The sequence below is a fragment of the Streptomyces sp. NPDC040410 genome (assembly GCF_055595715.1).
Window position 1 is genome coordinate 361,109 of sequence record NZ_JBVIVK010000003.1, and the last position, 19,858, is coordinate 380,966.

Here is a 19,858-nt window from a genome sequence, read left to right on the forward strand (position 1 = left end):
GGCGGTCGCGAAGACGTTCGCCGGCCAGGACTGTCCGGCTCAGCGCCGCCTGTGCAGCAGCCGCCCCCTCACGACGGTCGCCACGCAGGCCGCCGCACCGCGTTCCGCCAGCGCGGCCTCGCCCGGGACGTCGAACACGGCGAACGTCGCGTCGACGCCGTCGTCGATGCCGTCCACGCCGGCGGGCTGCAGCGGCAGCAGGATCGCCTCGGCCAGACTCCGCCCGGCCAGCGGGTCGAGCGTCGGCGGGCCTGCGGGAGGCGTGAGACGGTGCTCGCTGCTCAGCCCCGCCCGGTACACGGCGTCCACCACCACGGGCCGCCGCAGCTCCCCCGCGACCGCGACGGTTCCGTGCGCCAGCATCCGCTGCACGCCCCGCCGCGCGCTCGCACCCCAGCGCGCGTCGGTCATGGGGAGTGCCGCGAGTGCCTCGCCGGTGAGCGGCTCGGTGCCCAGTTCCCCGGCCTCGCGCGGATCCGGATGGTAGGCCTGCTCCAGCAGTTCGGGCCCGTACGGGTTCAGCAGCCCCGGCGTGAGAAGACCCGGCCAGCGCCGGACCCGGGCCGTCGGATGCGCGGCGGCCAGTTCCTCGTACGGGCCGACGGCGGCGAGCCCCCGGCCGTCGACGAGCACCGCGCCACCCGGCACGGACGGCCGCCGGTCCCCCGGGATCAGGAGGTCGGCGGCGTGAATCGTCAGCACGGGCAGGCCAGTCCGGTCGGTCGGGTCGGTCGGGTTTCGGTCGGGTCAGTTGGGTCGGTCGGGTTTCGGTCGGGTCAGTTGGAGGCGAGCAGCTTCAGCTCGGGGTGTGCGGTCCCGCCCTCGATCGCGGTGGACGAGATGTGGGACATGACCCGCTCGTCGACGGGGTCGTTCGCCGGGTCGTCGTGGACCACGAGGTGCTCGTACGTCGTCGAGCGCTGGGCAGGCACCCGCCCGGCCTTCCTGATCAGGTCGATGATCTCCAGCCGGTTGGAGCGGTGCTTGGCGCCGGCGGAGGAGACGACGTTCTCCTCCAGCATGATCGAGCCGAGGTCGTCGGCGCCGTAGTGCAGGGAGAGCTGGCCGACCTCCTTGCCCGTCGTCAGCCACGAGCCCTGAATGTGGGCGATGTTGTCCATGAACAGCCGCGCGATGGCGATCATTCGCAGGTACTCGAAGAGCGTGGCCTGCGTACGGCCCTTCAGGTGGTTGTTCTCGGGCTGGTAGGTGTACGGGATGAATGCGCGGAAGCCGCCGGTGCGGTCCTGCACATCCCGGATCATCCGCAGGTGCTCGATGCGCTCGGCGTTGGTCTCGCCGGTGCCCATGAGCATGGTCGACGTGGACTCGACGCCCAGCTTGTGCGCGGCCTCCATGATCTCCAGCCAGCGCTCGCCGCTCTCCTTCAGCGGGGCGATGGCCTTGCGGGGCCGCTCGGGAAGGAGCTCGGCACCGGCGCCGGCGAAAGAGTCGAGGCCCGCGGCGTGGATCCGGGTGATGGCCTCCTCGACCGGCACCTTGGAAATCCGGGCCATGTGCTCGACCTCGCTCGCCCCCAGGCTGTGGATGACGAGCTGTGGGAACTCCCGCTTGATGGCGGAGAAGTGCTTCTCGTAGTACTCGACGCCGTAGTCCGGGTGGTGACCGCCCTGGAACATGATCTGCGTACCGCCGAGCTCGACGGTCTCGGCGCACCGGCGCAGGATGTCGTCCAGGTCGCGGGTCCAGCCCTTGGCGGTGTCCTTGGGGGCCGCGTAGAAGGCGCAGAACTTGCACGCCGTGACGCACACGTTCGTGTAGTTGATGTTGCGCTCGATGATGTACGTGGCGATGTGCTCGGTCCCCGCGTACCTCCGGCGGCGCACGGCGTCGGCGGCGGCGCCGAGCGCGTGCAGCGGGGCGTCGCGGTAGAGGTCGAGCGCCTCCTCGGGGGTGATCCGTCCGCCGGCCGCGGCACGGTCGAGCACTGACTGGAGGTCGGCCTTCTCGGTCACCGGGGCGTCCCTTTCGTAAGGGTTCTGGACGGACCGAACCAGCCTACGCCAGCGACTCCGCCGACCCGACGTCAGGCCGATGGCAGTCGGTGTCAGGCGGGTTCCGGGGGATCGGCGGGCGGGATCGGCGTGTTCGGCGGGCGGGTTCCGCGGGATCGGCGGGTTCGCGGGCGGGTTCCGGCGGGGGCAGTCGGGGTCAGGCGGCGTACGCCCCGATCAGCAGCCCCACGTACGCCCCCGCGATCAGGAAGGGCCCGAACGGGATGGCCGTCTTGCGCCCGGCCCGCCGCGCGACGACCAGGGCGCCGCCGTACAGCGCCCCCAGCAGGAACGCGGCGAAGGTGCCGAGCATCACCGTCGGCCAGCCGTACCAGCCGAGAGCGGCGCCGAGGCCGAGCGCCAGCTTCACATCGCCGAAGCCCATGCCGCCCGGGTTGATCAGGAACAGCACGAAGAAGCCGCCGCCGAGCGCGAGGGCGCCCAGCAGCGCGGTCATCCAGTCCCCGGCGTGCTCCGGCACCAGCGTGACCAGGCCGAGCAGCCCGAGCGCGGCGGCCGCGAACGGCAGGGTCAGCACATCCGGCAGCCGCTGCACCCGGAAGTCGACGACCGCCAGCAGCACACCGACCGGCGCGAGCAGCTGCCAGACGGCGATTTCCGGCCGGGTCCCGGTGGCGGCGGCGAGAGCGCCACAGATGAGGCCGGTGACGATGGCGAGGAGGAGGGTGCCGGGGCCGTACACGGCTTTCGGTACGGCGGTGTTCGGTTGGCCGCTTTCACTCGGTACGGCGCTGTCGACCGGTACGGCGGTGTTGTTCGGTACGGCGGTGTCGTCGTCCGGTACGGCGCTGTCGTCGTCCTGCGCCGCAGCCGTGACGGCGGTGTCCGCGTCCTGCGCCGCGACCGTGACGGCGGTGTCCGCGTCCTGCGCCGCGACCGTGACGGCGGTCTCCGCGTCCTGCGCCGCAGCCCTTACGACGGTGTCCGCGTCCCGAGTGCCGACGGCACCGCCGCACTCCCCGCACCGCGCCCGGCCGACCCACCCGCCGACCGGATGCCCGCCCGGGCACGTGTCCCGCCAGCCCTCCCCCGACGGGACGGAGAACCGGTAGGCCGCCCGGGGCAGCAGCGTCCCCGCCGTCGCGCCCCACAGCGCGGCGGCGGTCACGAGGAGGCTGTTCATCCCACCGCCGCGACGCCGCCCCGCCACGTAGGCAGCAGCTCGTCGAGCAGTGCCTCGGTGCGCGGCGGCAGGCCGCGGGCTCCACTGCGGCCGACGAGGTCGGCGGCGAGAGTCTGGAGCCGGTCGGTGTCGCCGGTGGCGTGCGTGGCACGCAGCAGCTCGTTCCACAGCCGCTCGTCGTCCGGGGCGGTCCGCACCGCCGCGTTCAGCGCCTCGATCGCCTTCTCGGCACGGTCCTTCTCGAGGTGGAACGCGGACAGCGCGAGGCCGATGTCCGCGACGAGCAGCGGGAGTTGGGCGTCGACGATCTCGTGGGTGAGCCAGCGGTACCGGCCCTCGGAACGATCGGCGAGCAGCGGTCCGCGCACCAGCACCAGCGCGTCGGTGAGCAGCCGTCCGCGGACGGCCCGGTTGTCGACGCCCTTGCCCTGGGTGGCCTCGTAGTACAGCGAGCGCAGCACGTCCAGGTCGGAGACGACGGACTTGGCGAGGGTGAGCCGGCCGGCCGCGTCGGCGGTGAGCCGGGGCGAGCCGTCCGGGTCGGTGCCGAGCCAGGCGCGCAGCCGCTCGAGGAGGGCGTCGCGCACGTCGTCGGTGACGCCGCGCGGCCACAGCGCGGAGGACAGCACGCGAGGGTGCACGCCCTCCCGGTGCAGGAGCAGCAGCGCCAGGGCCTCGTGCAGCAGCGCGCTGCGCTCGCCGTCCGGCGTCTCCAGGCCGATGATCTCGTACGAGCCGACGAGGCGCGCGTACACCGCGGGCCGCCCCTGCTCGCTGATGTCGACGAGGAACGGCGGGGTGTTGGCCGGCCCGTCGGGCCCGTGGTCGGGGTCGGCCTCGACGAACAGCTCCACGACCGCCCGCTGCTGGGCCGCCGGCAGGAGCTGGGCGTCGAGTTCGAGTCCGAGAAGCGGGGCGAGCAGCTTGCCCTGGCCGGTGATCTCCATCTCCCAGGCGGCGCCGGGCAGGTCGCCGGTCTCGGTGCCGACGAGGTAGCCGATCCCGAGGCGGGAGGCGTCGGCCGCGAGTTCGGCGAGTTTGACGGCGTCCTCGGCGGACGGCTGGGCGGCGAGCAGCACGAGGTGCGGAGCCCAACGGGTGTGCTGGGCGGGCCCCGTACGGCCGGTGAGGACGGAGTCGTGGCCGGCGGCCCCGAGGGCCCCTCGCCGCTGCCGCGTCTCGGCCTCCATGGTCTCGACGAGCGCCTCGATGTCGTCGAGGTGGCGCAGCCGGTTGGGCGCGAGCGGAGTCAGATCCTCCCCGAACCCGACGAGCGTGATCGTCATACGGTCGGACCATCCGTTGGTGGCGAGTTCCGCGGCGACGGAGGCGAACACGGCGGCCCGGTCGGCCTCGCGGCCGCTCAGGGAGACGATGCCGGGCACGGCCTCCAGGTTGAGCAGCAGCCGCGAGTCGTCCATGGTTCCGAGGCTGACGAGGCCGGGGTACGGAGCGGCGGTGTCGACGTCCTCGTACCGCTCGGCGTCGGACCTCGCCAGCACCCAGAACGTCTGGTCCTGCCCGAGCTGCCACGGAGCCGGCGGCTTGCCGGACGGCTGGGCGAGCTGGAGGTGCAGGTCGCCGTTGCTCATCCAGGCCGCGTAGACGGTCGGCAGCGGACGCGACTCGGCGGTGAGGGACGCCGCGAGACCGCGCAGCGACCGGTCCAGCAGTCGTACGCCTTCGGGGTCGGCACCCACCAGCAGCGCGTCCTGCACGTCCAGGGCGTCCCCGGTCGGCGTCGGCGGCTCCATACCGCGCCGCCCGCCGACGGCACCGAGCGCCGACTGCCACAACGCGTGCCGGCGCCGACGGCCGAGGGCACCGAGAAGACCGGCGGCGAGGAGAGGGGCACCGATGAGGGCGTGGGGCAGCCCGAAGGAGCTGCTCTCCTGAGCACCGGCGGTGGCGTGCTGCTGGTGCTGCCGATTCTGATTCTGCTGCTGATGCTGACGCTGATCGGGGGCGGGCCGCTGCTCGGGCAAAGCGACGTGCGAGGCGCCGCCGCCGGCCTGTTGACCGCCGCCCCCCTGCGCGTGATCCCCGGTCTGGGCGTACTCATGGATCTGCTGCTGCACGTCCGGCGAGGCGTTGGGCGCCTCGTCGGGCATCTCCACGAGGTCGCCGCCGCGCGCGTCGCCGGGCATCTCCATGATCCAGCCGGGCCGGATGAGGCTGGCCTCGGACAGCCGGGAACCGTCCGGCTGCACACGGTCCTTGTTGAGCTCGAAGATCTCCTTGTACCGCCGCCCGTCACCGAGGTGCCGGTCGGCGATCTCCCACAGGGAGTCGTGGTGACGACCCTCGGGCGGCTGGATCCGGTAGTACTTCGTGTCGCCCTTGGCGGTGCTCCCCCCCGCGTCCGCGTGCGCGGCGGCGTTGGAGGCCTGCTCGGCGAGAGCGGCGGCGGTGCTGGCGGCCTGCTCCTGCTGCTGGGCGAACAGCCCGGGCGTCTGCTGCGCGGCGGCGACGCTGGGCTTCTGGTTCCCCTCCAGGCTCTGCCCGAGCTGCGACAGCCCCGGAGTCAGACTCGCGGCGGTGGCGCCGACGAGCAGCAGCGCGGCGACGAGCTGCCGCGCGAGCAACTGACTGCCCCCGGCGCCGGGCACCCGCCCCGGCACCCCGACACCCGACACCGCGGCCTTCGCCTCCACGAGCACACAGGCGGTGAACTGCGCCCAGGCGAGCCAGACGACGACGGTGAGGATGTGCAGGAAAGTGTCGACGCTGATGTCCTGCTTGAGCCAGTCCATCGGCGTGAACTCGTGCGGCAACGGCCACCCGACGAGCACGGCGAGCGCCCCCGGCACCCCGACGACCAGAACGAGCAGGGCGACGAAGGCGAAGAACGCCTTCACGAAGTCCCCGAAGCTGCGCCGCCGGACACGCACCGGCTGCGGTGTCCGGTTCCTCGGGCTCGCCGAGCTTCCCGTCGAGCTTGAAGTGCTGCGTCGCGCCATGGCGGGTGTCCTGGGTCGTGTGTGGGAGGAGTTGGGCAAGGGGGTGTGTTGAGCCTACAGAGATCTTATGGACTGCGACTGACACCGTCGAAGGTCGGGCAGGGACAAGGACTACGAGCTCGCCCGCTTCCTCATGTTCTGCCGGTGAAGCCCGAGTTGCCCCTGAAGTCATCGCAGCCGCACCACGCAGGACGCACGCCCTTCGCAGCCGCCCCGCCACACTTCTCACACTCCCCACACACCCCCCGCCGCCGCTCAACAGCCCCTCTACCCGCCCCTGATAGCTTCGTTCTCTGTTGCATACGCCGAACCACGGGGGAGATCAACTGTGGCCCGCCGCGCTCTGACCACCACCGCCGCCGCGTTCGCCACGACGGCGGCGCTCCTGCTCACCGCATGCGGTGGGAGCGACGACTCGTCGGACGACATCAAGGGGGCAGACAAGGGGTCGAGCAGCCCGTCGGCTTCGGCGTCTGCGACGGGCGGCGATCGCCCCGACGTGAGCGTCCCGAAGGACCTGAAACTGCTCTTCGACTTCGACGAGCCGTCGGACACGAAGCACGCGGCGGCGCTCGCAGATGCAGAGAACTACATCCGGGCGCTGGACCACGGCATCGCCGAGCAAGACCCGAACGATCCGGCGTACCAGTTCTACTCAGGTCCCCCGGCTGCCAAGTACGCCAAGTCCCAGATCCAGGCCTGGGTGAAGGGCGGGTGGACTGTCACTGGGACAGACAGGTACTTCGACGCGAAGACGACCACGCTGAGCGACGGCAAGCGCATCGTGGTCAATTTCTGTCGAAACCAAGCCAAGTTCTACGGCAAGGAAATCAAGACGGGCAAGATCCTCTATACGGAGGAGAATCTGAGCAGCTACCAGAAGTACAGCATGCTCATGTTCCCGCCGTCGGACCCTTCCGGCGTTTGGAAGACACAGGCCATCGAGGTGAGGGGCAAGGCACAGGAGTGCCAGGCATGAAGATCCCGACGCGCTCACGACGCCTCATGGCGGTCGCCGCCGCGGCCATCGTGCTGTGGAGCGGTGGCGCAGCACACGCCAACGGCCCTACGGACAACACCAACACCCCACCGTCCCCTACCGGCCCTTCCGGCGGAGCCGATCAGAACGAGCTGTACGCCTCCGCCAGCCACTCTCAGATCAAGGTCACCCAGGTGAGCGGCCCCAGAGGCGGAAAGCGGGGCAGCCTCTCTTCAGAGGACGTGAACTGGACTCCCCCGCCCTGCTGGTACGAGCCGGTCTTCACGCCCGCCCAACTGAAGCACTTCTCGGAAACGGACGGCGACGGCGACGTCAGCGTCCGCCAGGGGTGGTTCGGGACGAAGCTCTGGACCGACCACTTCAGGGACGAGAAAAACGCCGCCAACTACTACGACACCGAAGAATCGACGGTGAAGGGATACAAGAACTACAACCTCGGCAAGGATGGCTACTACTGGCGGGGCGTCGCACCCGACCTGAACAACATCTCGTCCTGGGAATGCAGCCGCCTCATGTTTTGGCAGGACGCGGGCCAAATCCCCAAGATCGCCAACGCCCCCACACCCAAGACGCTCGCCGAATACGCCTACAACAAGGTCAAGGTTCCCACCACCGAGATCGAGGCGAAGCCCGCCGCCAAGTCCACGGTCAACCTGCCCACTTGGGTCTGGCTGGACAAGGGCACCTTCACGGACACCAAGGTCCGCGCGGAACTCCCTCATACCGACCTCTGGGCGGAAACAACGGCCAAGCCGGTTGCCCTTCACCTGGAGCCAGGCACGGACGACGCCGAGACCTACCCCGCCTCCGGCGAATGCGAGATCAACCACGACGGCAGCATCGGCACCCCGTACACGAAGGGCAACGCCGACAAGACCCCGCCGTGCGGCATCAGGTACCTGCGCGCCACGAACGGCACGCCGTACCCCTTGAAGGCCAGCATCACCTGGCAGATCACGTGGACGGGCTCGGACGGCACCGGCGGCGACCTGCCCGACGGCACCTTCGAGACCACCCAGGACATGACCGTCCAGGAGATCCAGTCGATCAACCGCTGACGCGGTGAGATCACCCCACGGCTCAAACACCGGCACCACTCCGTGTCCCGAGGTCGAAGACAAGGCAAACAACCGTCAGGACCAGGGCCCCCCTCACGCCTCTCCCAAGGAGCGAACCCGTCATGCCCCGCCCCACCCCGACCCGCGCCGCCCGCAAGAACGTCATAGCCCTCGCCGCCCTCGGCATGGCCTCGGCCGCCGCACTCACCGGCTGCGCCGACGGCACCGGTGGCGCGGCCGATCCGACCGCCTCGCCGAGCGCAACGCCCAAGGGCGCGGTGACGCGCCAGCAGGCGGCGAAGATCCTCGACAACTACGTGGCCGTCAACAACAAGGCGAACGCGACGCAGGACGAAAAACTGCTGAGCACGGTCGAAGGCGGTCAGGTCCACGAGCAGAGCAAGGCGGACTACACGACCTTCGGCACCTGGACGAAGGCGGACCAGAGCGACTACAAGAAGCCCTTCTCCTACGAGGCCCGTGAGTACTACATCCCGGCCGACGAGGACTGGTTCGCGATCAAGGCCGCCGCGAGCGGCACGAAGACTCCGGCCCTGCTGGTCTTCGACAAGGAGGGCGGCAGCTGGAAGCTGATGTCCGCGGTCTACTCCGACGCTCCCATTCCGGCCGTCGACACCAGCAACCACGGTCTCGCCACCGCCGTCACCCCCTCCACCCGGGTAGGCACGCTGGCCCCGAACGACGTGAGCGCGGCGTACGAGGACCTCTTCGAGACCGGCGGCAAGAAGGCCGGCGCCGCGCTCTCCCATACCACGGAGCCGGCCAAGGACGCCCTCAAGCTCTACAAGGAGCGCGACAAGAGCGACGTGTCCCGCTGGGCGACCAAGAAGTTCTTCGCCAAGGACCCGGCGCACGAGAAAACGTACGCGCTGCGGCTGGCCGACGGCGGCGTACTCGCGGTGGTTCCGACGTCGCACACTCAGGAAACGCTGCTCAAGCCGCAGTACATGGGCAGCTTCCAGATCACGCCCAACGAAAAGGAGTCCGTCTACGACTCCACCAAACGGGCCATCATCACCGACACCTTCCAGGGCATGACGCTCGCCACCCTGCCGAAATCCGGCAAGCCCTCGGTGATCGCCGGCGAGTACCGGATGACGGACTCGAAGTGACGTGCACGGTGCGACCTGCGCGGAGACGAGGTCGCACCACACGTACATCCCCGGTTGCCGTCCCTGGCCAGCGCTTCCCACCGAACTCAGTGAGGAACTGTCGTGCAGCCTGAGGGAGTTTCTGCGGGATGCGGCCGCCCGCCGCACCCCGGCGCCCGCATCAGGCTCGGTCGTCAACGAACAGGTCCTCCGCGCCCGTCGCATGAACGGCTCGCTGGGCCCAACTGACCTGCTCGGCCGGAACGAATCCGTCCCAGACGAAGGTCACGTCCTCCACCACGGTCTCGTCGTCCGAAGCGAAGCGTCGTATCGCGGTTCGGCGGCCGAACGGGTCGTACTCGTAAGCCCACTTGGATCCTTCGGGCGTGGTCACCGATCAGGCGGTCTTGGCTGTCCCAGGTGTATCGCCACACATCCGGCTTGCGGGACAGCCTCTTCTTGGGCCGTACGATCACCCGGCCCTGGTTGTCGTAGTCGTAGCGGATGTCTCCGGACCTGTGGATCGATCCGGCTGTGAAAGTTGCGCAGGTGAACCCACAGTGGCAGCTTCCGGAACGGCACGAATGTCAGCGTTTCCTTGATGGCGTCTTCGGCGAAGCCGCCGGGCCCCTCCGCGGCGCAGCTCGGCGTGCGACTCCGGCGTCAACTCTCCATGTGCGCCGCCATTCACGCCGCGGTAAACGGAACTGCCGCTGACTTGTGCCCCGTAGACGCATCGCCCTGACGATCCGAAGCGTGGCCCGGACATGCGATACATTCACACGTAAGTTCTGATGTAGGCGCTGCAGGTGTTACGGGGGCAACACGTGTCGCACAGGCCGACCGACTGGCACATACTCGACCTGGACAGGGACCCGACGCCGGGTGACCCACAGCGCATCCGCAAACTCGCAGGCACCCTGCATGACTTCGCCGAGGACGTGGCGGAAGCTCTCCGCGACTTGAAGGGCCTGGCGAAGGAGGACGAGATCCTCTCCTGGGCGGGCAAGACGGCTGACGTGTTCGCCGAGGAGTTCGCGGACGCACCCAAGCATCTGCGGAAACTGAAAAAGTCGTACGATCTGGCAGGCGACGCTCTGGCCTCGTTCTGGCCCGACCTGGAGGATGCGCAGGCCAAGGCGGACAAGGCCCTGCGTGACGGCCGTAAGGCGCAGGCCGAACTCAGCACTGCCCAGACGGCGTTGTCCGGCGCCAACGACTGGGTACGCTCGGCGGCCGAGAAGGCAGACTCCTACGACCCGGCGAAGGACGCCGGAAAGGACGTCCCCAAGCCGGACGAGGCAGAGGTCCGCCGCGCCACGCGCGATGTGCAGCACGCCAAGGCCCGCCAGGCCGCGGCCGAACGCAACGTCGAGACCGCCCAGAACGCCCTCGACGCGGCCAAGAAGCTTGCCGACCAGGCCAAGGGCCTGCGCGAGGAAGCCGCACGCCGCACGGTGACCAGACTCCAGGAGGCCTCCGACGCCGGCATCCCCAACCGCCACTGGTGGGAGGAGATCGGCGACTGGGTCTCCGACCATTGGGACGAGATCGTCACTGTCTGCAAGTGGGTTGTGACCGTCGTCGGCATCATCGTAATGATCGTTGGCGGTCCACTGGGGTGGCTCGTGTTCGCCGCCGCCCTCGTCGTACTGGCCGACACTGTACGAAAAGTGATCAACGGCCAAGCCGGCTGGGGCGATCTCCTATGGGCGGTCCTCGACTGCATACCAGCCACCAAAGGCTTCACCAGCCTTGCCAAAATGGGCAAGCTGTGGAAGGCAGGCGGGTTACGTGCCCTCGGCGCTGGGTTCATGGGTGGCATCGGCGGCGGCCTGAAGAACCTCGCGGACAGCATTCGCGGGCTGAGAAACGTCCGATTCTCGACCTTCAGCATGATGGGCAAGAGCAAATGGTGGAAGGCCGATTCTCCACACGTGGGCCCTCCCGGCAGAGCGGCCGACGACGCGCTCCCCTCCGACATCCCCATCTATCACAAGGACGGGGCGACTGCCATCGGGTACGACCCCGCGACTCTCAGGAATTTCGATGTCGCAGACCGACTCCCCGGATATCAGGACGTCATCATTCACGGCACAAGGGATGGGCGCATGGTTGCAGGTGAGGCGAACCGCGCGGGAGTAAGGGCGGGCGGGCACGACATTAACCCGAACCATGTCCTTGATACAATCAATCGAATACCCGGCTATAACGGTGAACCAATCAGGATGCTCACCTGCCATTCGGGAGTCGCCCAACCGCACGTAATCCAGGGCATGGCCAACTCGCTGGGAGTCCCCGTCAAGGCTCCGACCAATGCGGTCGGTGTGCCATCCTTCGGAGAGGGGCCCTTCACTCCGCACATCAAGGACGATGGCGTATGGCTCACCTTCCTACCCATGGCCTGAAGATAGTGGCATGACCGAGGAGTTCTGATGATTCGCCCCGTAGGATTCTTTTCCGAGCTCGCCCCCGGATGGGGCCTTCCTGTCGACGGCTCGATCAAGGACGCCGTCAGGCCGGCGGGTGATCCGGACGAAAGCAGCATCGTCGCCTACCTGAGGTCCGGCACCGGAATCTGGAGCGAAATGAGTGCGGGTCCCGACGTACTGGACCCCGACGCACCCGTCCTGACCGGGATCGGATCGCTCTACACGGACGGGACATGGCTCTGGCGTGAAGATCTCCCGCACTACGTCACCAAATATCATGTGACCCTTCCCTCAAATTTCGTCACACATATGAGAGGGCTGAATTATAAAGCCCCGAAGGTGCCGGAAAGCAGGCTGATGGAAATTGCGACACAGGACCTCGGTATCGATATGGGCTGAACGCCTAGATGTGACAAAGGAAAGAGAATGAGGTCTTGATGCCCAGTTTCTCACTGGCAGTTCCGGATACTTGGTGGGAGTTCGAAATCCGCCCCGAAGGCCGCGGGTCGACGGTCCGCGCCTTGGTCGACGACCGAGTACGTGAAATTCCTGAGCTCATGCCGTACCGCTCCGACCTGACGAACATGCTCCGCAAGATGGCCCAGGACGCCCACGACTCAGGCGCCCTCTATCTGGGTTGCATGGCGGAGAACTTCGACGGCGTGCCCCTGTCCGCCACTGTCACGGTCTCCGTCCTCGGCGCGAAAACCAAGCAAGGCGCGTCACTGTCGACCGACCCCCGTGCCATCGCCGACAGCCTGCGCACGATCACACCCCGTCGCGAGGGTGACGCCTGGCGTAAGGTAACAACCGTCGACATCCCCGAGGTCGGCCCGGCCGCGCGGACTTACGGTGTCGAGGACGTACCCGTCGCTCAGGGCGACAACCGTACCCTGCGCATGGTGCTGACCCAGACGTACATTCCCGTCCCGGGAACCACCGACCAGGTCGTGCTTGTGTCGGGAGCCAGCCCGGTCCTGGATCTGGCCGAAGCGTTCCATGACATCTTCGACGCCGTGACCGGCACGTTTCGGTTCATCTGAACAACTCGAAGGGAAGGTCGGCATGAGCAAGGGGAAGAGCGACCTTGCACTCCCGCTGAGCGAGATGGAGGGCTATGGCAGCCGCCTCCGCTCCATCAGGACCCGTTTGAACCACACCAAGAAACTCTTCGATTCCTACAAGGACGACATCGGGGACGGCAGCGTCAACGACGCCCTCGCCGACTTCGAGTCCAACTGGGAGGACGGCCGCGAGGACATCACGCAGCAACTCGAAGCACTGGCCGACATGTCCGAAGCAGTGGTCCGCGAGTTCAAGAAGCTCGATGACGAACTGGCCAAGCAGGTCAACCAGGCCGTCAAGACCGAGGACAAAAGGGGTGCCAAAGGCAGCAAGACAAGCGGTAGCGGTGGCAAGTAGGCCCTCCACTCAAGCCTCTCTCACCAGCGCCTATGCGACGGCCGGCTGGCGGTCCAACCAACTCGGCTGCTGTCGTGCTGCACGGTGCGCTTGCCCACCGGCATCCGGGGGAGCAGACGCAGTTTCCCTCCATGCTGTCGGTCCGCCAATATCGCGCGCCGCGCTCCTCCGGCGTGACGAATCACAGGTGCACGCCTCAGCCCACCTCGTTCTCCGCCACCGCCTGCCCGTGAACGACCACGTCGCCGCCGTAGAACATCCCGGTGAACACCGGTGAGTAGGTCAACTGGACGTCGACCTCGACCTGTTGGGCGTTGGCCGTCACGCAGTGGGTCGCCGCGATGTCCGCGCCCGTCATGTTCATCTCGCGGGCGAAGGTCTTCACCCGGGCGTTGCAGTTCTGGAAGTTGATCGGCGCGGGGCCGCCCTCGTTGTCGTAGAGGGCTTCCCTGTCGATGTCCTGGGCGGCGAAGCGGGCCGCCTGTTCGGCGATGTCCGCCGCGCGCTCCCGCTTGGAGATGGACATGCCGCCGTCGATGACGAAGGCCGAGAGGGAAAGGAAGACGAGCGCGAAGATGATGACGGCGCCTGCGCCGGAGCCGCGGTCGTCCATTTCCGCGCGGCGGGCGGACCACCAGGCCCGTACGAGATCCCTCACGCCGTCCTCCGGTACGGGTCCAGGGGCGAGCTGAAGCTTGCCGTCAGCCTCGTCGGGACGTCCAGGCCGAGCATGGCCAGGCCGCGCACCTGGCAGCTCACCTCGACCGTGAAGATCGTGTCGGGCTTGAAGCCCGCGCTCGTCTGCGTCACCGACACCGGGCCCGAGCAGACGTCCGCGAGGTCCGCCTCCGCCGCCTTGCGCGCCTCGGCCATGGCCGTCCCGTGGTCCTTCTGGATGGAGCCCGCGCGGGCGGCGTCCCGGGCCGCTCCGTCGAGCGCCCCACGGCCGTCGACGAGCTGCCCGAAGGCCACCAGGACCAGGATGAAAAGGATCATCACCGGGGCGAGGATCACCACCTCGACGGTGGACAGGCCCCGGTCGTCGCGCCGCTGAGCGGATCTTTCCCTCAGGGAGGACGAGAGCCCCATCAGTTCCCCTCCTGAACGAACCGCTCGACCGGCCCTGAAGACCGCGCGTGCACTGTCAGGTCCAGCCCGGGAAACACCGTCGGCACCCTCGCCGAGATCTCGACGCCGACCGTGTTCTGCTCCGGCTGCAGCATCTTCACGTTCGGCGACAGCACCAACTGCGGTCCCAGTTGGCTGATGTAGCTGTCCACCACGCCCTGAGCCTCGCCCCGCCACGCCCCCGGCTGTGCGTCGGCCGTGGCGCGGGCCTTGCGGGCGCCGGCCTGGGCCGCCGCCTGGGCCACGTGGTCGGCGAAGAAGTACAGCGCGAACTGCACGGTCGCGAAGATCATGAAGAAGAGGACGGGCGTGAGCAGCACGAACTCGATCGCGGTCATGCCGGAGTCGCCGCGAGTGGCCGCCTCCTTGCGTGCGGTCTCCACCCTGCGGCGTACCCATCTGTCCACGCCCACGAGCAACCCCGTCAACCCCGTAGCCCCGTCAGCCCTGTCAGCCCCGTTGTCTGTGCGATCAGCAGGTCTTGCCCGCGTCCGCACCCTTGATGCAGTTGCCGACCTTGTTGGCGCCCTCGCTCAGCGCGGCGTTGATGATGGCGGCCACCACGCCGACGATCGCCACGACGACCGCCGAGATGATGACCCACTCGACCGCGGAGGCACCGCGGTCGAGTTCGCCGGAGCGGGCCCGCTGCACACGGCCCTGGAGGAAGGTGATCAGGAAGTCCACCCCCGGGATTCCTGTGCTGAAGTTCCGTCCGTTCATGGTGAGTTGTCCTCTCAAGAAGAAGTAGTCGTCGACATCAGACCTGGAACACGCGCATCGCCGCGGGGAAGATCAGGAACACCAGGAAGCCCGCGCACAGCAGGAGCTGGGCGACCAGCATCGACTGGGACTTCTCGCCCGCGCTGCCCTCGATCTCGGCCAGCTCGCGGTGCCGCATGGTCTCGGCACGCGAGGCGAGCGACTCGCGCACCTTGGCTCCGTCGTCCGCGACCAGGGCCAGGGAGGCGGACAGATCCTTGAGCTCCTCGACGCCCAGCTCCTCGCCAAGCGAACCCAGCGCCTGCCACTGGCTGATGCCGGTGATACGGGCATCGGCCAGGGCGTTGCGGATACGGCCGGTCGCCCAGCCGTCGGAGACCTCGGCGGCCGCCATCAGCGCCTCGGGGAGACCCCGGCCGCCGGCCAGGCTCATCGACACCAGGTCCAGGTACGCGCCGATCACCCGCCGGAGGTCGCGTCGCTTCTCGGCCGCGTCCCGGCGTACCTCCAGGTCGGGCAGGAAGAAGAAGATGGCCCCGAAGGCCAGCGCCAGCCAGACCGGGATGATCGGGCTGCTGCCGAAGCCCAGCGTCCAGACGACCGCGAACAGGAAGGGGCCGAAGAACAGACCGGCCGTGGCCAGCAGCACCTTCGTCGCCAGGAACTTCTCCCAGCTACGGTCCAGCACCGCCAGGTCCGCGCGCAGCGAGCGCTGCTCCCAGCCCTGTTGCAGGTAGAACTCGGCGACGCGATGGCCGACTTCGGCCCGGAAGGATCCGAGGCGGCTCTTGTCCCGCGTCGTCCGCGCCGACTCGTACGCCGCCCCGCGCGCCCGCATCGCGTCGATCCGCGCGACCTGCGCGACCGCGCTCCGCTTGGACGGCATGAGCGCGCGTACGAGGGCGTAGACGCCGAGGCCCAGGACCGCGCCGACGACGATCGGCATCGTCAGCTCGTTCATCGCCGCATCCCCTCTTCCTGCGGGGACCGCTGCTGGTGCGGCGTCCCGGGACGTACGAACTGGACCGCCGACTCGTTGCGCACCAGGAAACGTTCGGGCGTCTCGATGGTGGACAGCTTGCGCAGCCACCAGAAGCCGAGCGCGAACAGGCCGCAGACGACGGCCAGGACCAGCTGACCGACCGCCGTTCCGTACGGCTCGACGAAGTCGCGGTTGAAGATGGACAGGCCCAGCACGAAGGCGATCGAGACCGCGACGACGATCTGTACCGAGCGCCGCGTCGAGGCCCGCTGCGCCATCACGCGCTGCCGCATGTCGACCTCCTCGCGCGCCGACTTGGCCAGGGCGCCCAGAACTTGGCGCAGACCCGGGCCGCGCAGCCGTGCGTTGAGGATCAGCGCGGCGACGATGATGTCGGCGGAGGCGTCGTCGATCTCGTCGGCGAGCAGCTGGAGCGCTTCAGGTAGCGGGGTACGGGAACGCAGCCGGTCGACCAACGCGTCCAGATGGGGGCGCAGGACGGGGGCCGAGGCTCGCGCCGATGCCGGGATCGCCTGCTCCAGGCCGACCGCGCCGGCGATCGTGTCGCGCAGCGACTCCGTCCAGGAGGCGAGGGCCTCCACGCGCCGCATGGCCGCCTTCTCCTCCGCGGCGCCGCCGAAGAGGCGGTCCCAGAAGAAGACGAGGACGCCCGCCGCGATACCGGCCACCGCCCAGCGGGTCAGCAGGAGCACGACCAGGCCGACGATCGCCGCGAGCGAGCCGCGCTGTCCCGCGAACCGTATGAGCTCGTTCGCGCGCTCGCTGGCCTTCTGCTTCTCGTGCTCGGGCTTGGCGGGCAGACCGCGTACGGCGATCATGAACAGGGCGAGTCCGCCGCCGACGGCGACACCGCTCGCGATGGAGTACAGGACGGTGGTGGAGAACAGGCCGCCCATGGAACCGAGCGAGCCGAGGGCAGCAAGCTGTGCGGTCTGTGCGGTCATGGTCACCCCCACGTCCCGGTGGGCCGGTAGCCGTGGGCCATCAGGTCCTCCAGGCAGGCTATGGGTGCGTGCGGGACGATCCGGCCGTCGGGCGCCTCGGCGAACACCTCGCTGGACAGCACCCGGCCGTCGACGCCGTTGACCTCGCGGACCGAGGTGACCATGCGCTGGAGGCGGCCGCCCGTCTGGTAGTTGTTGCGCCGCTGGATGAAGACGACGAAGTTCACGGCGCCCGCGATCAGCATCTGGCTGGCCTCGATGGGCAACCGCTCGGACGCCTGCAGCGCGTAGGTGGAGATACGGTTGAAGACCTCGCTGGAGCTGTTGGCGTGGATCGTGGACAGCGAGCCGTCGTTGCCCTGTGACATCGCGTTCAGCATGGTCACGATCTCGTCGCCGAGCACCTCACCGACGATGACGCGGGAGGGGTTCATACGGAGTGAGCGTCGTACGAGCTCCGCCATCGAAATCAGGCCCTGGCCCTCGGAGTTGGGCAGACGCTCCTCGAACGCCACCACGTTGGGGTGGAGGTCGGGGAAGGTGTCGAGGCCGAGCTCCAGGGCGCGTTCGACGGTGATGAGGCGCTCGTGCGGCGGGATTTCGTTGGCGAGCGCGCGAAGCAGTGTCGTCTTACCGGCGTTCGTCGCGCCCGCGATCATGATGTTCTTGCGGGCTCGGACCGCGCAGGCCATGAAGTGGGCGACCTCGGGCGTCAGCGTTCCGTTGCCGACGAGGTCGGAGATGAAGACCTTGCCCATGCGCGCACGACGGATGGACAGGGCCGGGCGCCGGGCCACGTCCATGACGGCCGACAGACGCGAACCGTCCGGCAGCCGCAGGTCGAGCTGCGGATTGGCGGAGTCGAAGGGACGGGAGGAGAGGCCCGAGTACGCACCGAGCACCTGGATGAGCTCGATGAGTTCCTCGTCGGTCTCGGCGACGGGGTCACCCTTGGCCTCCCGTCCGTCGGCGTAGCCGACGAACACCTGGTCGCACCCGTTGATGTCGATGTTCTCGACCTCGGGGTTGTCGAGCAGCGGCTGCAGCCGGCCCACACCGAACAGCGCGGCGTGCACGGCGGCCGCGTACTGCTCCTCGGTCTCCGCGTCCAGCGGCGTACGCCCGGAGTTGATCTCCGTACGGGCGTACTCCTCCAGGATCTGGGCGATGACCGCGCGGGCGTACTGCCGCTCGTCCTCGCTGGACATCGGCGTGACGCCGTTGACCTGGTCGAGGCGGCGCTGCTCGGCGATACGGTCGCCGGCGTCCTGCCGGAACCGCTTGACCAGCGAGTGGTCGACAGCGGTCATCGGCCGGCCCCCGCGTGGCCCTGCTGTGCCTGCGCGGATACGGCCCAGGCGGCGCCGTACTGCTGGTAGAGGTCCGCGGTGACCTTGCGGGCCGAGCGGATCAGCAGCGACTTCTCGAGACGGCCGCGCTTACGGCCGGCCAACTGGTCGGCGCCGGCCGGGTCGTCGGCGATAGTGCCGACGACGCGGGCACCGGTCTGGGCGTGCACGAGCATGTCGTTGACCTGGCCGGCGAGCTTGGCCGAGTCGCCCGGGTCGGCGACCAGGACGACACCGATCAGCGGCGTGGCGAGGCTCGCGGCACCGCGCGGACCGCCGTGCAGCTTGGCGGACAGGGCCGCGGCCCGGTCACGGACACGGGCGATGGCCTCCGGCTCGGTGCGCGAGACGAGCAGTACGAGGGCGGCGTGCGTGAAGAGTTCGACCGCCGGGGTGTCCCCGCTGATCCGCCCGCAGTCGGCAATGACGTCGGCGGGCGCGTTCGCGGAGTCGGCGAGGGAGGCGAAGGCGTGGCCGAGCGTCGGCCAGAGGCCGGCGAGCCCGGCGGCCTGCTCGGCGTTGCCGAGGCCGACCAGGACCTCGAGTCCGCCGCTCAACGGCTGGACGTGGTCCCAGAGTTGGTCGGGCACGAGACCGCGGCGGGCGGTGGCCGCTATGGAGAGCATGCCGGTGTTCGGGTTGAGCGGCCCGCCGTGCGCCGCGGCACTGCGGTAGACCAGGTCGCCGCCCGCCGGGTCGGTCTCGGCGAGCAGGACGCGACGCGGCCAGACCGCCGCGAGAGCGACGGCCGCGGTGGTGACGCCGGGGGAACCCTTGTCGGCGGCGAGAGCGATGAGCGCCATGGGTGTGCTGCCGCCTTCTAGTTGCCGGGGACGTGCACGATGGCGACCGCGCTCGCGGATGCGGCCTTGGCGACGGCAGCGGCGTCGTCCTGGTCGACGAGCAGCGTCAGCGAGAGGTTGCCGGTGCTCACCGTCGCGTCGCTGGCCTCGGTCTTGGTGTTGACCTTCGCGTTGTCGACGATGAGACCGCCGGCCGACGTCGAGGTGGAGTCGGAACTGTCGGAGTCCGAGTTGTTCGAGCTGCCCGAGCCGGTGTCGACGTTGTAGACGGCCACGGTGTCGCCGGCCTTGATGTCCGCCGGGTACTGGCCCTCCTTGAGGGCCACGCCGACGGCGGCCTTGCCGGCGGGAAGGCTCTCCCCCTCGGCGAACATCTGCCCCATCACGACCGTGTCCGGGTAGATCGTCGACTTGGCCTTGAGACCCTTGAGTGCGTCCAGCTGCGACCATTCGACGTAGTTGATGCTGTCGTCCTCGGCGACCATCACGGAGGTCACGTCGCTGTCACTGACGGACTCTCCGGCCTGGATCTCCTTCGTCACCTTGACGACCTCGATCCGGTCCCCGGCCTGCAGCACGAGCATCGTTGCCCCGAGTGCACCGACCAGGATCAACAGCACCGCCAGCGCGGCCAACGCCGGTTTGCGCTCGCGAGGCGGAATGGGAAGCCGGTCACCGACCGACGGCTGAGCCGGAGCCGCGGAACGTCCCGCGCCCGCCCCCGTACGCTCCTGGATCTTCACGCAACCGCTCCCCGTACACCCA

At 68.9% G+C, this 19,858-nt stretch carries 21 protein-coding genes; 7 read left to right on the forward strand and 14 right to left on the reverse strand.

The window, feature by feature from the left end; translation table 11 throughout:
* Positions 1–39 precede the first annotated feature (39 nt).
* From ACZ562_RS09010 to ACZ562_RS09025, 4 genes are all read right to left on the reverse strand, one after another.
* On the reverse strand, positions 40–702 hold the full coding sequence (locus ACZ562_RS09010; protein ID WP_471175414.1) for an imidazolonepropionase-like domain-containing protein: 663 nt from the start codon (positions 700–702) through the stop codon (positions 40–42).
* A 74-nt stretch (positions 703–776) separates the two neighbouring features.
* Entirely contained in the window at positions 777–1,976 is a 1,200-nt protein-coding gene (mqnC, locus tag ACZ562_RS09015) for a cyclic dehypoxanthinyl futalosine synthase (RefSeq protein WP_471175416.1), read from the reverse strand.
* Positions 1,977–2,172: 196 nt separating this feature from the next.
* Positions 2,173–3,159 (reverse strand): prepilin peptidase, encoded by a 987-nt coding sequence (locus tag ACZ562_RS09020; RefSeq protein ID WP_471175418.1) that lies wholly within the window; start codon positions 3,157–3,159, stop codon positions 2,173–2,175.
* Complete coding sequence (locus tag ACZ562_RS09025) at positions 3,156–6,119, reverse strand: BTAD domain-containing putative transcriptional regulator (RefSeq protein WP_471175420.1); 2,964 nt, start codon at positions 6,117–6,119, stop codon at positions 3,156–3,158. The genes ACZ562_RS09020 and ACZ562_RS09025 overlap by 4 nt, the downstream gene beginning before the upstream one ends.
* 328 nt (positions 6,120–6,447) lie before the next feature.
* Between ACZ562_RS09025 and ACZ562_RS09030 the strand changes: the two genes are divergently transcribed.
* The 3 genes from ACZ562_RS09030 (at position 6,448) to ACZ562_RS09040 (ending at position 9,310) form a co-directional block, all read left to right on the forward strand.
* Complete coding sequence (locus ACZ562_RS09030) at positions 6,448–7,098, forward strand: hypothetical protein (protein ID WP_471175422.1); 651 nt, start codon at positions 6,448–6,450, stop codon at positions 7,096–7,098.
* Positions 7,095–8,177: a hypothetical protein gene (locus ACZ562_RS09035; protein WP_471175424.1), complete on the forward strand. Its 1,083-nt coding sequence runs from the start codon at positions 7,095–7,097 to the stop codon at positions 8,175–8,177. The genes ACZ562_RS09030 and ACZ562_RS09035 overlap by 4 nt, the downstream gene beginning before the upstream one ends.
* Positions 8,178–8,299: 122 nt before the next feature.
* Entirely contained in the window at positions 8,300–9,310 is a 1,011-nt protein-coding gene (locus ACZ562_RS09040) for a DUF8094 domain-containing protein (protein ID WP_471175426.1), read from the forward strand.
* Positions 9,311–9,470: 160 nt separating this feature from the next.
* On the opposite strand, the gene ACZ562_RS09045 is transcribed toward ACZ562_RS09040, so the two are convergent.
* Positions 9,471–9,683 (reverse strand): RHS repeat domain-containing protein, encoded by a 213-nt coding sequence (locus ACZ562_RS09045; RefSeq protein WP_471175428.1) that lies wholly within the window; start codon positions 9,681–9,683, stop codon positions 9,471–9,473.
* A 433-nt stretch (positions 9,684–10,116) separates the two neighbouring features.
* Here ACZ562_RS09045 and ACZ562_RS09050 point away from each other — a divergent pair, with 433 nt between their 5' ends.
* Genes ACZ562_RS09050 through ACZ562_RS09065 form a run of 4 tightly spaced genes read left to right on the forward strand, consistent with a single transcriptional unit; the run spans position 10,117 to position 13,143 of the window.
* Complete coding sequence (locus ACZ562_RS09050) at positions 10,117–11,697, forward strand: putative T7SS-secreted protein (RefSeq protein ID WP_471175430.1); 1,581 nt, start codon at positions 10,117–10,119, stop codon at positions 11,695–11,697.
* A gap of 27 nt (positions 11,698–11,724) precedes the next feature.
* The gene (locus ACZ562_RS09055) at positions 11,725–12,120 is read left to right on the forward strand and encodes a hypothetical protein (protein ID WP_471175432.1); all 396 of its coding nucleotides are present in this window, start codon (positions 11,725–11,727) and stop codon (positions 12,118–12,120) included.
* Positions 12,121–12,158: 38 nt separating this feature from the next.
* The gene (locus ACZ562_RS09060) at positions 12,159–12,764 is read left to right on the forward strand and encodes a hypothetical protein (RefSeq protein WP_471175434.1); all 606 of its coding nucleotides are present in this window, start codon (positions 12,159–12,161) and stop codon (positions 12,762–12,764) included.
* A gap of 22 nt (positions 12,765–12,786) precedes the next feature.
* Positions 12,787–13,143 carry a hypothetical protein gene (locus ACZ562_RS09065; RefSeq protein ID WP_471175436.1) on the forward strand — a complete coding sequence of 119 codons (357 nt, stop codon included), beginning with the start codon at positions 12,787–12,789 and terminating at the stop codon, positions 13,141–13,143.
* 196 nt (positions 13,144–13,339) lie between these two features.
* Here the strand turns inward: ACZ562_RS09065 and ACZ562_RS09070 are convergent, their stop codons facing one another.
* From ACZ562_RS09070 to ACZ562_RS09110, 9 genes are all read right to left on the reverse strand, one after another.
* Complete coding sequence (locus tag ACZ562_RS09070; RefSeq protein ID WP_471175438.1) at positions 13,340–13,801, reverse strand: pilus assembly protein TadG-related protein; 462 nt, start codon at positions 13,799–13,801, stop codon at positions 13,340–13,342.
* Positions 13,798–14,232 (reverse strand): TadE/TadG family type IV pilus assembly protein, encoded by a 435-nt coding sequence (locus ACZ562_RS09075; RefSeq protein ID WP_471175440.1) that lies wholly within the window; start codon positions 14,230–14,232, stop codon positions 13,798–13,800. The genes ACZ562_RS09070 and ACZ562_RS09075 overlap by 4 nt, the downstream gene beginning before the upstream one ends.
* Entirely contained in the window at positions 14,232–14,609 is a 378-nt protein-coding gene (locus ACZ562_RS09080; protein WP_471175684.1) for a TadE family protein, read from the reverse strand. Before ACZ562_RS09080 ends, ACZ562_RS09075 begins: the two co-directional genes overlap by 1 nt.
* A gap of 133 nt (positions 14,610–14,742) precedes the next feature.
* The gene (locus tag ACZ562_RS09085; RefSeq protein ID WP_329301115.1) at positions 14,743–14,994 is read right to left on the reverse strand and encodes a hypothetical protein; all 252 of its coding nucleotides are present in this window, start codon (positions 14,992–14,994) and stop codon (positions 14,743–14,745) included.
* Between the two features lie 37 nt (positions 14,995–15,031).
* On the reverse strand, positions 15,032–15,955 hold the full coding sequence (locus ACZ562_RS09090; protein WP_471175442.1) for a type II secretion system F family protein: 924 nt from the start codon (positions 15,953–15,955) through the stop codon (positions 15,032–15,034).
* Positions 15,952–16,941, reverse strand: a complete 990-nt coding sequence (locus ACZ562_RS09095; protein WP_471175444.1) for a type II secretion system F family protein — start codon at positions 16,939–16,941, stop codon at positions 15,952–15,954. The genes ACZ562_RS09090 and ACZ562_RS09095 overlap by 4 nt, the downstream gene beginning before the upstream one ends.
* 2 nt (positions 16,942–16,943) lie before the next feature.
* Positions 16,944–18,251, reverse strand: coding sequence for a CpaF family protein (locus ACZ562_RS09100; RefSeq protein WP_471175446.1), 1,308 nt, complete (start codon positions 18,249–18,251; stop codon positions 16,944–16,946).
* Complete coding sequence (locus ACZ562_RS09105; protein ID WP_471175448.1) at positions 18,248–19,093, reverse strand: hypothetical protein; 846 nt, start codon at positions 19,091–19,093, stop codon at positions 18,248–18,250. The genes ACZ562_RS09100 and ACZ562_RS09105 overlap by 4 nt, the downstream gene beginning before the upstream one ends.
* 17 nt (positions 19,094–19,110) lie before the next feature.
* A complete protein-coding gene (locus ACZ562_RS09110) occupies positions 19,111–19,836 on the reverse strand; it encodes an SAF domain-containing protein (RefSeq protein ID WP_471175450.1) in 726 nt (241 codons plus the stop codon).
* Positions 19,837–19,858: the final 22 nt, after the last annotated feature.

What these genes read in the sequence shown, in the direction of transcription:
- ACZ562_RS09020 (WP_471175418.1), bottom strand. Translation starts at nt 3,159, where the DNA reads ATGAACAGCCTCCTCGTGACCGCCGCCGCGCTGTGGGGCGCGACGGCG.
- ACZ562_RS09025 (WP_471175420.1), bottom strand. Translation starts at nt 6,119, where the DNA reads ATGGCGCGACGCAGCACTTCAAGCTCGACGGGAAGCTCGGCGAGCCCG.
- ACZ562_RS09035 (WP_471175424.1), top strand. Translation starts at nt 7,095, where the DNA reads ATGAAGATCCCGACGCGCTCACGACGCCTCATGGCGGTCGCCGCCGCG.
- ACZ562_RS09040 (WP_471175426.1), top strand. Translation starts at nt 8,300, where the DNA reads ATGCCCCGCCCCACCCCGACCCGCGCCGCCCGCAAGAACGTCATAGCC.
- ACZ562_RS09055 (WP_471175432.1), top strand. Translation starts at nt 11,725, where the DNA reads ATGATTCGCCCCGTAGGATTCTTTTCCGAGCTCGCCCCCGGATGGGGC.
- ACZ562_RS09060 (WP_471175434.1), top strand. Translation starts at nt 12,159, where the DNA reads ATGCCCAGTTTCTCACTGGCAGTTCCGGATACTTGGTGGGAGTTCGAA.
- ACZ562_RS09065 (WP_471175436.1), top strand. Translation starts at nt 12,787, where the DNA reads ATGAGCAAGGGGAAGAGCGACCTTGCACTCCCGCTGAGCGAGATGGAG.
- ACZ562_RS09075 (WP_471175440.1), bottom strand. Translation starts at nt 14,232, where the DNA reads ATGGGGCTCTCGTCCTCCCTGAGGGAAAGATCCGCTCAGCGGCGCGAC.
- ACZ562_RS09080 (WP_471175684.1), bottom strand. Translation starts at nt 14,609, where the DNA reads ATGACCGCGATCGAGTTCGTGCTGCTCACGCCCGTCCTCTTCTTCATG.
- ACZ562_RS09085 (WP_329301115.1), bottom strand. Translation starts at nt 14,994, where the DNA reads ATGAACGGACGGAACTTCAGCACAGGAATCCCGGGGGTGGACTTCCTG.
- ACZ562_RS09090 (WP_471175442.1), bottom strand. Translation starts at nt 15,955, where the DNA reads ATGAACGAGCTGACGATGCCGATCGTCGTCGGCGCGGTCCTGGGCCTC.
- ACZ562_RS09095 (WP_471175444.1), bottom strand. Translation starts at nt 16,941, where the DNA reads ATGACCGCACAGACCGCACAGCTTGCTGCCCTCGGCTCGCTCGGTTCC.
- ACZ562_RS09100 (WP_471175446.1), bottom strand. Translation starts at nt 18,251, where the DNA reads ATGACCGCTGTCGACCACTCGCTGGTCAAGCGGTTCCGGCAGGACGCC.
- ACZ562_RS09105 (WP_471175448.1), bottom strand. Translation starts at nt 19,093, where the DNA reads ATGGCGCTCATCGCTCTCGCCGCCGACAAGGGTTCCCCCGGCGTCACC.